General features: G+C 57.0%; 11 protein-coding genes and 1 tRNA gene. 7 read left to right on the top strand and 5 right to left on the bottom strand.

The annotated features are described in order from the left end of the window. Positions 1 to 27: 27 nt before the first annotated feature. A complete protein-coding gene (locus tag GSQ80_RS16190; RefSeq protein ID WP_158788588.1) occupies positions 28 to 552 on the bottom strand; it encodes a hypothetical protein in 525 nt (174 codons plus the stop codon). Positions 553 to 1,109: 557 nt separating this feature from the next. Here GSQ80_RS16190 and GSQ80_RS16185 point away from each other — a divergent pair. Continuing rightward, the gene (locus GSQ80_RS16185; RefSeq protein ID WP_158788587.1) at positions 1,110 to 1,943 is read left to right on the top strand and encodes a hypothetical protein; all 834 of its coding nucleotides are present in this window, start codon (positions 1,110 to 1,112) and stop codon (positions 1,941 to 1,943) included. A gap of 288 nt (positions 1,944 to 2,231) precedes the next feature. On the opposite strand, the gene GSQ80_RS16180 is transcribed toward GSQ80_RS16185, so the two are convergent. Beyond that, complete coding sequence (locus GSQ80_RS16180; RefSeq protein WP_158788586.1) at positions 2,232 to 2,615, bottom strand: hypothetical protein; 384 nt, start codon at positions 2,613 to 2,615, stop codon at positions 2,232 to 2,234. A gap of 68 nt (positions 2,616 to 2,683) precedes the next feature. On the opposite strand from GSQ80_RS16180, the gene GSQ80_RS16175 reads away from it, so the two are divergent. Together GSQ80_RS16175 and GSQ80_RS16170 are read left to right on the top strand one after the other, a co-directional pair. Continuing rightward, positions 2,684 to 3,178 carry an SdpI family protein gene (locus tag GSQ80_RS16175; protein ID WP_158788585.1) on the top strand — a complete coding sequence of 165 codons (495 nt, stop codon included), beginning with the start codon at positions 2,684 to 2,686 and terminating at the stop codon, positions 3,176 to 3,178. A gap of 107 nt (positions 3,179 to 3,285) precedes the next feature. After that, entirely contained in the window at positions 3,286 to 4,359 is a 1,074-nt protein-coding gene (locus GSQ80_RS16170) for a TIGR03435 family protein (protein WP_158788584.1), read from the top strand. Positions 4,360 to 4,505: 146 nt separating this feature from the next. Here the strand turns inward: GSQ80_RS16170 and GSQ80_RS16165 are convergent, their stop codons facing one another. Further along, on the bottom strand, positions 4,506 to 4,928 hold the full coding sequence (locus GSQ80_RS16165) for a hypothetical protein (protein ID WP_158788583.1): 423 nt from the start codon (positions 4,926 to 4,928) through the stop codon (positions 4,506 to 4,508). A 251-nt stretch (positions 4,929 to 5,179) separates the two neighbouring features. Next, positions 5,180 to 5,971 (bottom strand): TIGR03435 family protein, encoded by a 792-nt coding sequence (locus tag GSQ80_RS16160; protein WP_158788582.1) that lies wholly within the window; start codon positions 5,969 to 5,971, stop codon positions 5,180 to 5,182. A gap of 385 nt (positions 5,972 to 6,356) precedes the next feature. Between GSQ80_RS16160 and xerC the strand changes: the two genes are divergently transcribed. Beyond that, positions 6,357 to 7,733 carry a tyrosine recombinase XerC gene (gene xerC / locus GSQ80_RS16155; RefSeq protein ID WP_158788581.1) on the top strand — a complete coding sequence of 459 codons (1,377 nt, stop codon included), beginning with the start codon at positions 6,357 to 6,359 and terminating at the stop codon, positions 7,731 to 7,733. Positions 7,734 to 7,739: 6 nt separating this feature from the next. Here the strand turns inward: xerC and GSQ80_RS16150 are convergent. Then, positions 7,740 to 7,816 (bottom strand) — tRNA-Met (locus GSQ80_RS16150). 265 nt (positions 7,817 to 8,081) lie between these two features. Here GSQ80_RS16150 and GSQ80_RS16145 point away from each other — a divergent pair. The 3 genes from GSQ80_RS16145 (at position 8,082) to malQ (ending at position 13,339) form a co-directional block, all read left to right on the top strand. Continuing rightward, positions 8,082 to 9,365 carry a BON domain-containing protein gene (locus GSQ80_RS16145; protein ID WP_158788580.1) on the top strand — a complete coding sequence of 428 codons (1,284 nt, stop codon included), beginning with the start codon at positions 8,082 to 8,084 and terminating at the stop codon, positions 9,363 to 9,365. A 249-nt stretch (positions 9,366 to 9,614) separates the two neighbouring features. Next, complete coding sequence (locus GSQ80_RS16140) at positions 9,615 to 11,582, top strand: peptidyl-prolyl cis-trans isomerase (protein ID WP_158788579.1); 1,968 nt, start codon at positions 9,615 to 9,617, stop codon at positions 11,580 to 11,582. A gap of 164 nt (positions 11,583 to 11,746) precedes the next feature. Further along, complete coding sequence (gene malQ / locus GSQ80_RS16135; RefSeq protein WP_158788578.1) at positions 11,747 to 13,339, top strand: 4-alpha-glucanotransferase; 1,593 nt, start codon at positions 11,747 to 11,749, stop codon at positions 13,337 to 13,339. The last annotated feature ends 9 nt before the right edge of the window (positions 13,340 to 13,348 follow it).

Raw genomic sequence — 13,348 nt, 5'->3', positions numbered from 1 at the left:
TGTTCTAGCCCTGGGATTGTTGCTAGGTCAAAATCCTAGCTCACCCTTTACCACGTCGGTCAACGGCGGGGTACTCCCCTCGATTACTAGTAGCTGCACCAACCCCGTTGCCGGTCCAGTGTCTTCCTTTGGCTGCACTGTGACCGCCAACGCGGGGGATGTGATTGTGCTCCTCGGAGTGCCTGCTACCAGTTGCACTACGGGCATCGCCAGCGTTGTGGACTCGGGAGGATCGACCGCAACGCTGATAGGTGATAACGGTGTTGTCTCTTGCGCATGGGTATTTTCTTCGGCCTCTGCCGGATCGCATACCATAACGGTCACGCCCACATCTCCGGTATCTTTCCCGGCGGTGGGCGTCGTGGCGGTCTCCTTCATCAATGCCACTACCCCTCTAGACGGGACTGTGCTCTTCAACAGCGCGAGCGGTACCACGACCTCATTCTCTGTAGGCCCCATCACCACTACCCTCAACCACGATATGTTGATTGGCTGGGAAGAGGTGGGCAATTTTGGCTCGGTCCTCACCTTCAACCCGCCCATCTTCACCATGCTTACTGCCAATTGCCCATGGTGCCCTTATGGTACAACGGCGGCCTACCTATTCGCTCCAGCTCCGGGGAGCTACACGATGAGTGGCACGGTGTCCCCGAGTAGTCCAAACGGTTCTAACAGCATCCTGCTAGCACTACGTTCGCAGTAGAGATAAAAGCACGACAAGCAACGGCTTCACCACCTGGTTACTTCTAGCCAAGGTGGTGAAGCCGTTGCTTTTGTAACAAGGAACTAAAACATGCCCAATCAACTCGGCTTGAACGGCGCGCAATCCGCGATACCGACCAAGTCTGAATCGAAGACTGTGGCAATCAAGGCCGAACGATGGCAATGGGAGAGTCAAAATGAGCACCACACGAGAAATGGTTGGTCTGGCATCCGTGGCAGGACAAACAGTCAACGGATTGAAAATCGGGGAGATGACCAGCCGGTCACCAGAACCGCGCTATAACTGCACCTGCACAACCTGCGGATCTAGAAGCACGATTAGTCATTCGCAAGTACGCAACGGGGCGGCCCGGTGCCGAAACAGTGCGTGCGGAACTGAAACGACCATGCGCCAGCTTGCCGCGGAACGTCGTGCTGGAAAGCGCGATGCAGCTACAACAGCCGCAGCGATCGAAGCCGAAGCACAACGAGCCAGGGAGCGCGAGGCAGCATTGAGGATGGAAACCGAGACCGCTGACCATAAAATTGGTAGGCCTCTTAGCCAGTATCGCGACACGGAACCTCAGCCGATGTCAGAACGCCAGCGTCTTGCAATCAAGGAGCGCCGCGACCAAGAAGCGGCCAAAGAAGCGGAGCGCTTAGAGGCTGTTCGTAAGGCTGAAGCCGAGTTGGTCGAAACACACCGCAAGATCGCTGCGTTGCAGCGCCAGGTACTCACCGACCCCAAGTTCTATGATGTGGATCTCTACGTGAACCCGGAACTCGTGAACGCATCAATGCCAACTCCCGAAGCTGTAAAGTTCAATGTTCAAGCGTTCGATTCGTTCATCGATAGCACCCCAAGCTTTCTTCCGAGTCCACGAAACTTGGATATGTTGGGCGACTATTTCGAGAGGCATGGGGTTCGGATCGTTTCGACGACGATGCTCGAACGGTTATACAAGAGGATGATTGAAGCCGGCGTGCCATTCGAGCAGCTCGAACCGGAGCCTGAGCCGGAACCGAAGCCAGAGCAAAAGCGAAAGGTGTCCCTACGTATCGCGCCACCGGCGGGTCCTCTCACCTATGAGGGCTGGAACCAGGAGACAGGCGTGAAAGAGGTTTATTCCGAGCGTCAAGTTGCGCGGATGTCGTCTGAGCAGTATCGACGAGTATTTAGGCTCACCCCCGACAAGCTTACTTTGCCGAACGTCGGCCCTGGCCCCAAACCTCAACGTTAGAGGTACGGAAACAAGCTCTCGCGACCCCTCCGGGGCCGCACCATTTTTCGTACGGCACGCGCGATGTAGTCGTTATCGTGCTCACTCGCTCACTCATGATCAAGTTGCAGCTATACCCTCCCAAACGGCTGCACGAATGCCCCTCGCCAATTCGGCGAGGGGCCTTTTCTGCGTTTTGGAACCCTACTGTTTGTTTTGGAACCCTGCTGTTGTTGATGCCGAAACACCATTTTCAGGAAACAAGACTGATTGCTGACGGGAAGCCGACTTGTCGGTACTAATTGTTGGCTAGGTGCGTCGGACGGTAGCGATTTTGGTAAGTAAGGCACGCGCATCGGCCAGTTTGCTGCCTATGCGGGTTTCGAAGTCATCGCCCATCGCAATGCCATGACAAATCTCGTTGAGCGCATTCTGCACGATGTCCAGTTCTGTGCTCGTAAGCCATACAGGCAAAGACGATGCTTCGCCAGCAACCGCGAATCCGCACTTGCCGTCGGCGAATACGCGATGTTCAACCAGAACATTCTTTGCCGCCCTGTAAAGCCACTCTTCATCTTCTGGCTCCGGCACCTCCAGTTCAAACAAGGCTGGACTAAGTACTTTGGCAGATACTGGGCGCCACACCGATGTGCCTTCATTTGCAAGCGGCATGTAGATTGTTTCGGTTTGCATGATGTGAGCCTACCACTCTCGATTTCCATATTCTGCATCCTTTCGCCACGGCTAGGAGGCCGAAAACAATGGCGAAAAGAGCAAAGAAACCAAAGAGCATTCTCAAACTTCCTGACCTCGATTATTCCAAATCAGCAGTCCTCAACAGCCTTCCTTCCTTGAACTCGCGACGGTCGTATGACCACGCCATCCGCGACTTCATTGAGTGGTACTGCTCCGAACCGCGACTCGCGTTCAACAAAACCGTAGTGACCCGCTACCGCATCGCGCTGGAGCAGCGGAGATACGCTCCTTCAACAATCAACCTCCGACTAGCTGCGGTTCGCAGGCTCGCATATGAGGCTTCGGATTGCGGGCTGCTCAGCCCCGACCTTGCCGCAGGCATTCGCAGGGTCAAGGGAGCCAAACGACTGGGAGTTCGCGTTGGCAATCTGTTGAGCAAGGTGCGTCCTAACTTCTTCCTGGGCGTCCGAACGCCCTGGACGCTCGCCAGCGAACGAGTTTGGATCGCAACCCACCGATTCGCATCATGGATCACCGTGTTTAGCGGGACTGTGGGTTAGCCTTGGCCTTAGCGGGACGTCCCGGTGGTTTCTGCTCCCGTTCGCGCTCGCAATGCTCCTTTCGGCTACCTACTCACTCGTGATTTACAAACGAACGGCGACGCGTAATGAGAGTCCCTCCGCCCAAGAGTAATCCGAACAAGAAACTGGCTAACTGCTTCGTGAGGAAAAGATTTGGGCGTTATCCGGTGCTCGAACTCAATCTCCTTGAAAGTCGGGTTCGGCAACTTCGTCCTTTACTTTCCGATAACGCCGTTGCAGGACGCGAGGTAAACTGTCACCCTGGTGGCAATCCGTCGTCTGACTTTGCAGAACGGGATGGTTTACTCATGTTCCAAAGTATTGGCCTAAGGCGGCCTCACGCCAAGACGCTGCTTCCGACTTTGGTCTTCTTGCTTACGCTCCCATCCCTATCGCAAACGACGACTGCGCCACCCAACGGCGATGTTAGTTCCTCCGCAGTTTTTGAAGTCAGCACCGTCAAAATCAACCACTCCGGGAGCTCCGGGTCGCATTCCGAGTATTCCAACGGGCGCTTTACCGCTACGAACATCACGCTCGAGAACCTAATGCAATATTCCGCCTACGGGGTTCCCGATGCACGCATTTTAGGTGGCCCGAAGTGGCTAGCTTCCGAGCGGTTCGATATTCAGGCCGAGATTGAGCCTAGCGTTGCGGAGCAGGTACGCAAGCTCAGCCGCGACCAGCGGAAACTCCGGATGCAGGCGGCGTTTCAACAACTCCTGGCCGACCGCTTTCACTTACAAGTTCACTGGGATACGCAGGAACTTCCCGTCTATGCCTTGGTTGTCGCCAAGAATGGGTCGAAGCTGCAATTGCCAAAGAAACCGGAACGGGGCTCAGGTACGTCGTCAGGCAACGGCCTGATTGAGGGCAACAACCTGACCCTGCCGGAAGTCGCCCAGGCGTTAACCCAGGAGGCATCGGCGGATCTGGGCCGCGTTGTCCTGGATAAAACGCGAATTGCCGGACGTTACGACATTACGCTCAAGTGGACGCCAGACACCGATAGCAACCCAACTACAGACTCCTCGGCGATTGACGCCGGCCCTTCTTTATTCACCGCCATCCAGGAACAGCTCGGGTTGAAGCTTGAGCCTTCCAAAGGGCCTGTTGAAGTGCTCGTAGTTGATAACGTCGAGATGCCTTCCGAAAACTAGCGCAGTGGGCACCGACTAGTCCGCTTGTGGCTCCAGTCGGTCTTTCCTCAAAAGTCGGGTTTTGAGCAAGTTCGACTTTGCCGCTCTTTGAACTTGGATGAAACACCGTTTTGTGGGAATGGGAAACGTGAATGTGTCGTTTTGAGTTATTTGATAGCGATGTTGGCGTACGAGACGTTGACTTCATCGCTCAGCCTCTTCTGAACGTCTATGTGGTCTCCGTCTACGACCGAACCGTCACATTTTATGGACAATGTCGTAGAACTCTCCCATTCGACTTGTAGACAAGTAGCGGTAGCAGCAAACACAACAGCGTCGCTGTAATACTCACGCCTGAGCTCGTTGGGAGACAATACGTGGTCGCTGATCAGCACGAAATATGTCAAGCCCCCTAGAGCGTCATGGTCCGAGCGTTCGGCCACGATAGCAACCTGGTGTGACGGCGACCATTGCGTCTGTTTGACCTCAAACAGCCCGTGGTCGAAGTATCCGTGAAATAGCCCATACACCGGTAGCGAGATCGCGGCCGCGCAAGCTAAAAGACCTAGAACCTTTGCAAGTCTGGTCATTCAAAAGCACCTTCTCATGGATACAGGGCCATGATAGCTGACTGTCTACCGTCCGATTCGGAGATTTGCTCGCGCCTGCGCGTCTAGCTCCCTGGAAAGTCTCGTTTTCGGCAACTTCAGGGCCGTAGTTTCCGAAAACGCCGTTTTCAGGGATCGTGCTGCCGTTTGCTGTCCGAAGTCGCAACGCAGGTCGCTGGTTGATTGGTTTGGCGGTGGCTGGTTGGCCGGGGGTGATCGGGAATGGTGGAGGTTTAGTTCTCAGTGGGGATCTTGTCGACGTGGTCGATGACCAGGAAGTTCACGGGGACTTTCTGCGATTCCAGCTTGAGGCCGAGCTGTTCTTGAAGCGCGGTGAAGAAGTCGGGGAGGCTGGAGTTGGAATCGTTGGCGGGGGCGTAGGAGAGTGTGAAGTCGTAGTTGCCGGTCAGGCCGGTCTTGTCGACCACGGGTTGGCCTGCGCGATGGGCGAGGACGCCGGCGATGTGTTCGGCGTTCATGTGTCCGACGTCGAGGCGATTTGAGAGTAACTGTGCCGAGGGCTTGCTGTTGTTTTTGCTGGGCTGGAGCTTGGGGCCGCCTTTGGCGACAATCAGCTCGAAGCCGGCTGTCATTTTGGTTTCGCGATGAAACACGAGATGGAAGCGCTGTTCCAGTAGGCGCTGCAGCATCGGCCGCATCTGTTCGAGGGTAAGCTGCTGGTCGCCCTCGACTTTGGCGGAGACGTGGTACTCCTGCGATTCCATCCAGCCAGGCATCGCGGAGATGTAGTCCGCGCTTTCGATGTTATACGCGAGCTGGATCAGGAAGGTAAGCGGCACGCCCCTCATCGTGAAGAGATTGGTAGGAAAGGAACTCAACGAAGACCGCGAAGGGTTTTCAGCGGCATGGGGATCGACTAGGTGGATGGAAACGGCTTCGAACTCGGGTTGCAGCGTCGCGGCCGATGGCGCAGCACTCTGCGCGAAGACGAACGGCATCACAGCGAAAAGGGCCAGCAGGGTTGCGCTGTAGATCGATCTCCGAATTGGGCCCGCGGGTTTCACAGGGGGAATTTTATACTGCGCTGAGTCAGCATGTGGATCGAACTGCCCGTGAAGTCGGGTTTTCGGCAAGTTCGGATCAGAGGGCAAAGCATGATGATGGGTTGCATGTCGTTGTAGAAGGCCAAAGTTTAAACATGTCAGCGCGTAAGTCGCTGTCCACATTACAGTTACGTTTGCTTTTTCCTGCATATCGTGGTAACATTGCTTCAGTCATTCCTACCACGCTTCGCTTGAAACCCATCATCCTGATGTGGGATTGACTCAGAACAGAGCCGACCGCCACGCATTTGCGGAAATCGCAAGAACTTTGTGGCGTTGCTCTTGTTCTCCGTTCACACAGCTGAATGGCGCACACGCCCGTAGAGCGCGGGTACTAGGTCCAACGTTGGATACCCCAAAAACTGAAGCACCAAAGCAGCGCAACTTCTTCGCGAAGGCGAAGCGCAAACAAGTTAAACTTCCTCTAGCAGCGATTGATTCGACAACACGGAAAGGCATCGGTACTACCGTGGCACGTCGAAGATTTCAAAGAGGAACCGTGTATCTCAACTCAACTAACACGCGATGGCTTGGCGAATATTCCGAATACGCGCTAGATGCTCATGGCGTCGAGCGGCGCAGAAAGGTTCGCATCGTTCTATCAACGTCCCGCAAGCCGGATGGAACGCCCGTGCGGAAAAGCGAAGCAAAGAATTTGCTTCAACCCTATCTGAACCGCGTCAACGAAAAATCAACCTTCCCATCGAGGGAGCGCAAGACTGCAACCTTTGAAGCCTTTGCAGAGATTTGGGAGCGAGATTATTTAGTGCTCTCGAAGCCATCTACACAATCCAGCGTGCGGACACACCTTCGATTGCTGAAGGCTGTGTTCGGCATAAAGGACATGCGAGCGATTGACGCCGGTGATGTTCAGCGGCTCATTGCGAAGCTCACCCGCGAAGGTAAAGAACCGAAGACGATACGGAATGTGTGGGGGACCATCCGCCTCATCTGGGATGCGGCCCTTGCTCAGAAGTACGTTGACGCGACCTTGCCGAAGCCAAAGCTCCCTAAGAACACGAAGAAAAAACCACGCTTCTTCACTCTTGAGGATGTGGCTCGCATCATCGTCTCTGGGGCAACGGAACAGCAAGCGTGCGTTTATTGGCTGTTTGCTGAGACCGGCATCCGAGCAGGGGAGCTTTCAGGGATGCGTATCCAGAACGTGGCGCTTGACCGGATTACCATCGAGCAGTCCGTGTGGGGCGGGGAAGACCAGGCCCCGAAGACGCAGAATGCCGTGCGAACGATTGCCATCTCTCCACAGCTTTCCGAATTGCTGTGGAAGCAGATTGGTCGTCAGAAAGCAGTCAACCAAACCCGGTTGTTCTCTGTGAGCACTGGTAGCCCGTTAGATATGGATGTGGAACGGAGCCGACGCCTTGCACCTATCCTCGAAACGTTGCAATTGCCAAAGGCCGGATACCATGCCTTTCGTCACTTCAACGTATCGATGATGGATGCGTTGCGCGTCCCTCTCAAAACGATCCAAGAACGCATCGGTCATGCACTCACTGGGAGCTTCACCCTGGACGTGTACGGTCACACGCTCGACTGGAAAGGAAACGAGGACGCAGCTAGAGGTCTGGGTGATGAACTTGAGAAGGCTGTTGCAGAAGTACAGAGCAAACAACATCACAGCTCCGTCGATTCCGCCCTCTTATCCACCCTCAAAGAGAAAACTTCCAAGCTGCGGGGCTTGGAAGTAATTGGAAATACGTAGGTTTTTTGGTTGCGGGGGTAGGATTTGAACCTACGACCTTTGGGTTATGAGCCCAACGAGCTACCGGGCTGCTCCACCCCGCTCTTTGATTATATGTCGCGGTGTGGTGAGGGTCAATCTTCCAGGATCTCTAGCGTACTTCCCGGGGTTTGTTGAGTGTTGTGCCGCCCTCTCGGGGCCGCGCGCATCTATATAGAAGATTGGACAGCCGCCAGACCGGAACTTTTCTCTTGAAACCACGTCTGTGATACTGTCGGTGTCCCACGGAGGTACTGTCTTAAAATCGCGGAGGAAAGCCAAGCAAGAACGCGTCGCGGTGTCTTCCGCGAGGCGCATGAGGAGTAGACGATGAACGTTCGAAGGTTTCATGGCGTAGGGATGGCATTTCTGGCAGCCGGTTTGATGTCGGGTGCGGTGGCAATCTCGGCACAAGGCAATCCGGGGCAGGGAAATTCGACGACGCTTCCGGATGCGCAGATTGAGTCGAATGTACTTAGAGCGTTAGCCAGCGCTCCGGAGCTGTCTTCACAAAATATCCAGACCTCCACGGTGTATGGGACGGTTACCTTAACGGGCAACGTCCATGATGAGGCTATGCGTACGAAGGCCGAAAATCTGGCGGCGCGGGCGCAGGGCGTCCAGAAGGTGGTGGATGAGTTGGTGCTCGGGGACACGCCGCCGGCTTCAGCAGGCGGCCAGGCGATGCAGGGGGATCAGAATGGCGCTCCTGCCAATGGTCAGCCGGACGGATCGCAGAACATGGTGCTGCAGTCGGATGGAACGTACGCCCCGGCTCAGGGACAGGCCGGCGCTCCTCCGCCGGGCCAGAACATGCAGAACGGCGCACCGCCGCCTGATGAACAGCAGATGCAGGGGCAGAGCGCACCACCTCCTGAGGGCAATGAAGGACAGCAGGGGCCTCCGGATGGGAGGCAGCCGATGGGTCAAACCTATGGTCCCCCGGCCAACGGTGCTCCCATTCCTGGCGGCCAGCAGGCGGGAATCCCAGTCACCGTTCCCCCGGGATCGATCTTGCGCATCCGCATTAACCGCGGCCTTGATTCCAACCATATCCAGGCGGGCGCTGTCTTTGATGGAACGGTCCTGACAGACATAGTGGCCGGCGGTCAGGTTGCGATCCCGCGCGGCGCGACGGTAAGCGGCCAAGTCGTTGGAGCTAAGAAGGCTGGCACGTTCAAGGGGCAAGGACAGCTCGCGTTACAAATCGACAGTCTCACGCTGGGCGGTCAGGTTTATCCGCTGCAGACGGAGGTCTGGGCTGCAACTGGCCAGGACAAATCAGGCTCGACCGTAGGAGCGACGGTCGGTACAAGTGCCTTTGGAGCCATTCTTGGCGGAATTGTCGGCGGCGGAGCAGGCGCAGCGATTGGCGCAGGGGCCGGCGCAGGAGTCGGTCTGGCTGGTTCGGCGGCGACGCCCCGCGGCCAGATCATCATCCCGCCAGAGTCGGTTCTGACCTTCCAGACTGCGGCTCCGGCAACGGTAAGAACAGTCTCCGAGAGGGAGATGCAGCGGCTTTCCTACCAGGCTGGCCCGCCGCAGGCCAATGGGCCGCCTCAAGTTCGGTACTACAGCCCGTATTATGGCTATTATTACGGTCCACCCCATTAAAGTCAGCAGTTTTTTGAACTAAGCGAAGAGGCTGCGGGGGGTTTCGCAGCCTCTTTGCTTTGAGCGCTGACCGATCTTCGGGCTAAACCAATCCTGCCGAGCACCTGCGCCTGATTTATACTTTGCCATGAGCCCCTGCGAGCAGGAGTGGTGCGTCTCGCATGAGATGGTGCCCCAGCCGTGCGCAAAAATCCCGGGCAGCGAGGTCTCCGTCGGAGATCCGCCTGAAGTGAAGGTCGTTAGCCAAGCATGATCCGCATTCTGCAGCAAGACAGCCGTATTACCAAGATTATTTTTGCGGTCATTATCGGCGCCGCCATCGTCACAATGGTCATCACCCTTGTACCCGGCATCTTCGATAACGGCGCCGCCAACGATGCCAGCGTCTTCGCAACCGTGCACACCCCGGGGGTGATCGGCCGCATCGCCGGGGAGACGACCTCCATCAAGACCGTCGAGGTGCAGCGTGCTGCCGAGCAACAGATGCAGCAGCAGCAACTGCCCGAGTTTTATCTGCAATTCATCATGCAGCGCGCCGGACAGGTCCAGGTGGAGCGCGCCGTCCTGAAGCATGAAGCCGACCGTCTCGGACTGCAGGTCTCCGACGACGATCTGCGGAGCTTTCTCCAGCACGGTCCTTACTCCCAATATCTGTTTCCCGGTGGCACATTCATAGGCCAGGATCAGTACGTCAACTTTGTTGAGTCGGCCTTCCGTCTGCCGGTGGCGCAGTTTGAGACCGAGGTAAAGTCGGACATCGAGCTGCAGCGGCTGCAGGCTCTGGTCACCGGCGGCGTCAGCGTAGCAGACAGCGCTGTTCGCGCCCAGTATCTGCAGACTGGAACCAAGGTGAAGTTTGACTACGCTGTCATCTCAGGGTCGGATATCAAGGCCAGCATCAATCCCTCGGATGCCGATCTGCAGGCCTTCTTCAAGGGCAATGCCAGGCTCTATGCGAACGCCATTCCCGAGACCCGCAAGATCGAGTTTTTCAGCTTTGAGACCTCGAATCTTCCCGGCGGAGCTCCGGCGGTCAGCGATGCGGATGCGCAGGCTTACTACCAATCGCATCTTGATCAATACAAGACGCCCGAACAGGTGAAGACACGTCACATTCTGATCACCGTCCCGAAGGGCGCCGATGCTAAAACGGACGCGGCAGCTAAGGCCAAGGCGGAAGACATTCTGAAACAGGTAAAGGCAGGCGGAAACTTCGCTGACCTGGCAAAGAAGAACTCCGACGATCCGGGCAGCAAGGATCAGGGTGGCGAGTTGCCTATGATCGCGACCAGCTCCCTCGACCCCGCTTACGCGCAGGCGGCGATGGCGCTCAATCCGGGCCAGACCTCTGGACTGGTCCGCTCTTCCTTCGGCTACCACATCATCCAGACGGAATCGAAGCAGGTGGCGGAAGTGAAGCCGTTTGCAGAGGTCAAGGCCTCGATCATTGAGCAGCTGCAGAGTCAGAAGTCGGCTGCCGCAGCACAGAACTACGCGACACAGCTCACTGCTGAGGCGCAGAAGAACGGTCTGGACAAGACGGCTGCCGCTCACAATCTGCACGTCATCACGACTGACTACGTCGCCAAAGACGCGATCATCCCTAGTCTGGCCGATTCCAGTGGCCTACTGGCCGCGGCATTCAACGCTCCCAAGGGTGCCGCTCCGCAGAGCGCCTCCAGCGGCGAGGGTTATGCGATCTTCCAGGTGCAGGACATCAAGGTCGCTCACGCTCCGGATTTTGCGAGCTACAAGTCCCATATTCTCGATAATTACCGTTCGCAAAAAACGCCTGAGCTGCTGAATGCGCAACTCATCAAGCTCTCCGATTTGGCCAAGAAATTGGGCGACCTGCACAAGGCGGCGGCCCAGATGAATCTCACCGTCAAGTCCAGCGACCTGGTTGGGCGCGATGCACAGATCACCGATATTGGCTCGCTCACCGGTGCAGCCTCCGTGGTGTTTACGATGCCGGTTGGCGGAATCTCCGGGCCGATTAATGAAGGCGTCAACGGAGCAGTCCTCCAACTCACTGATAAACAGGAGCCCAGCGCAGCCGACATCGCACAGCACTTCGATGAGACCAAGCAGGCCCTGCTCAATCAACAGCGCCAGGAAGCCTTCAGCATCTTCGTTGACTCGCTGATGAATCGGTACGAGAAGGCGGGAGCCATCATCTACAGCAAAAAGCCGGCGCAATCTCCGCTCGGCAACTAATTTGAACCCCAGTTCACCCTCGTCTAACCGACTCTTGCGCGGCAGTCTTGCGCAAGAGTCGGTTACTGTTGTTTTTGCCGGCATCCCGAGCCGTGCGATTGGACATCGTACGCAGCAGGGCCAATCGCCGCGGGGAATTGCTGTGGTACCTGGAAGGGTGGAAGATGAACGCTGAGCGCATCTCCGGCGTGCTGCTGCATGTCACCTCGTTGCCGTCGTTTGGCGGAGTGGGAGACTTCGGGCCGGCGGCTTATGGTTTCGTTGACTTCCTGGCCGCAGCCAAGCAGCGTCTCTGGCAGGTATTGCCGCTTAGTCCAACCGGCTATGGCAGCTCGCCCTACTCGGCGCTGTCAGCATTTGCTGGCAATCCGCTGCTCATCAGCCTGGAGTTTCTGGTGCGCGATGGGTGGCTGGGAGCGGACCGTCTGGAAAGCGTCGCGGGCGGATTGCCAGGACATCAGGGTCCCTGCGACTTTGGCACGGCCTTCGCAAAGAAGATTCCGCTGATCGAAGAGGCTGCGGCAAACTTCCTCGATCGCGCTTCACAAGAAGACCGTCTGCGCTTCCAACGCTTCTCCCAGGACAACCTCTCCTGGCTTACGGATTATGCGATCTACAACGTCCTTCGTCGGCGCTTCAACTACCTGAGCTGGAATGAGTGGCCGCCGGAGTATGCTGGCCGCCAACCCGATGCGATGACGCGCCTGATGACCGATAGCGGTCGCGAACTCGCTATCGAGCAGGTCGTGCAGTTCTTCTTCAACGAGCAGTGGGCTGCCCTGCGAGCACACTGCGCAGAGCGTAATATCCTCATCCTTGGGGATGTCGCGATCTTCGTCAGCTACGACAGCGCGGACGTGTGGACACATCCCGAGATCTTCGAGCTCGACGAGAGCCGCCATCCCATCCGTGTCTCTGGCGTGCCACCCGATTACTTCTCGGCAAGCGGGCAACGCTGGGGCAATCCGCTTTATAAGTGGTCGCTGTTGCAGGAAAACGGCTTCGACTGGTGGGTCGCCCGCATTCGGCGCGCGCTCACGCTGTACGACGAGGTGCGACTTGATCACTTCCGCGGTTTTGAGGCCTACTGGTCCATTCCTGCCGAAGAGCTGACGGCAGTGAATGGCCAGTGGATCAAGGCGCCGGGCCACGCGCTGTTCAACCGCCTCAAGGAGATCTTTGGGGAATTGCCATTTATCGCCGAGGATCTTGGCTTGATCACCAAGGAGGTCGACGAGCTCCGCGAGTATTTCGGCATGCCTGGCATGCGGATCCTGCAGTTCGGATTCGCGGATCGTGGGGGCCATCTCTATCTGCCCCACCGTTACGTTCCGAACACGGTTGTTTACACGGGCACGCATGACAACAACACTACCCTTGGCTGGTGGCGCGACGATGCCACAAAGTCCGAACGCGCTAATGTTCAAACATACCTCCATCGCATCGAGAACGACAACGACATCGTCTGGGCGATGATCAAGGCAGCAGCAGGCTCGGTCGCCACCATCTGCATCTTCCCGTTGCAGGATCTCCTGCATCTCGGCAGCGAAGCACGCATGAACCGTCCGGCAGCCGCGGTAGGGAATTGGACCTGGCGATTCAGCCTGGATGCGCTGCAACCCGATCTGGCCGCGCAGATGGCTGCGATCATGGAGATGACAGACCGTGACGGCTACCAGGCGCCCACAGAGGGGCTAGCTGCAGGTGGACCAACCGACGAAGCTTCGCTGCGGGTTCGCGAGGGTTCACAAACCTGAGCCAAAGCG

Source organism: Granulicella sp. L46, assembly GCF_009765785.1.
Classification (GTDB): Bacteria; Acidobacteriota; Terriglobia; order Terriglobales; family Acidobacteriaceae; genus Granulicella.
The sequence above is the reverse complement of the archived record's forward strand: the minus strand, read 5'-3'. Positions and strand labels throughout refer to the sequence as shown.

What these genes read in the sequence shown, in the direction of transcription:
- GSQ80_RS16190 (WP_158788588.1), bottom strand. Translation starts at nt 552, where the DNA reads ATGGTGAAGATGGGCGGGTTGAAGGTGAGGACCGAGCCAAAATTGCCC.
- GSQ80_RS16185 (WP_158788587.1), top strand. Translation starts at nt 1,110, where the DNA reads ATGCGCCAGCTTGCCGCGGAACGTCGTGCTGGAAAGCGCGATGCAGCT.
- GSQ80_RS16180 (WP_158788586.1), bottom strand. Translation starts at nt 2,615, where the DNA reads ATGCAAACCGAAACAATCTACATGCCGCTTGCAAATGAAGGCACATCG.
- GSQ80_RS16175 (WP_158788585.1), top strand. Translation starts at nt 2,684, where the DNA reads ATGGCGAAAAGAGCAAAGAAACCAAAGAGCATTCTCAAACTTCCTGAC.
- GSQ80_RS16170 (WP_158788584.1), top strand. Translation starts at nt 3,286, where the DNA reads ATGAGAGTCCCTCCGCCCAAGAGTAATCCGAACAAGAAACTGGCTAAC.
- GSQ80_RS16165 (WP_158788583.1), bottom strand. Translation starts at nt 4,928, where the DNA reads ATGACCAGACTTGCAAAGGTTCTAGGTCTTTTAGCTTGCGCGGCCGCG.
- GSQ80_RS16145 (WP_158788580.1), top strand. Translation starts at nt 8,082, where the DNA reads ATGAACGTTCGAAGGTTTCATGGCGTAGGGATGGCATTTCTGGCAGCC.
- GSQ80_RS16140 (WP_158788579.1), top strand. Translation starts at nt 9,615, where the DNA reads ATGATCCGCATTCTGCAGCAAGACAGCCGTATTACCAAGATTATTTTT.
- malQ (WP_158788578.1), top strand. Translation starts at nt 11,747, where the DNA reads ATGAACGCTGAGCGCATCTCCGGCGTGCTGCTGCATGTCACCTCGTTG.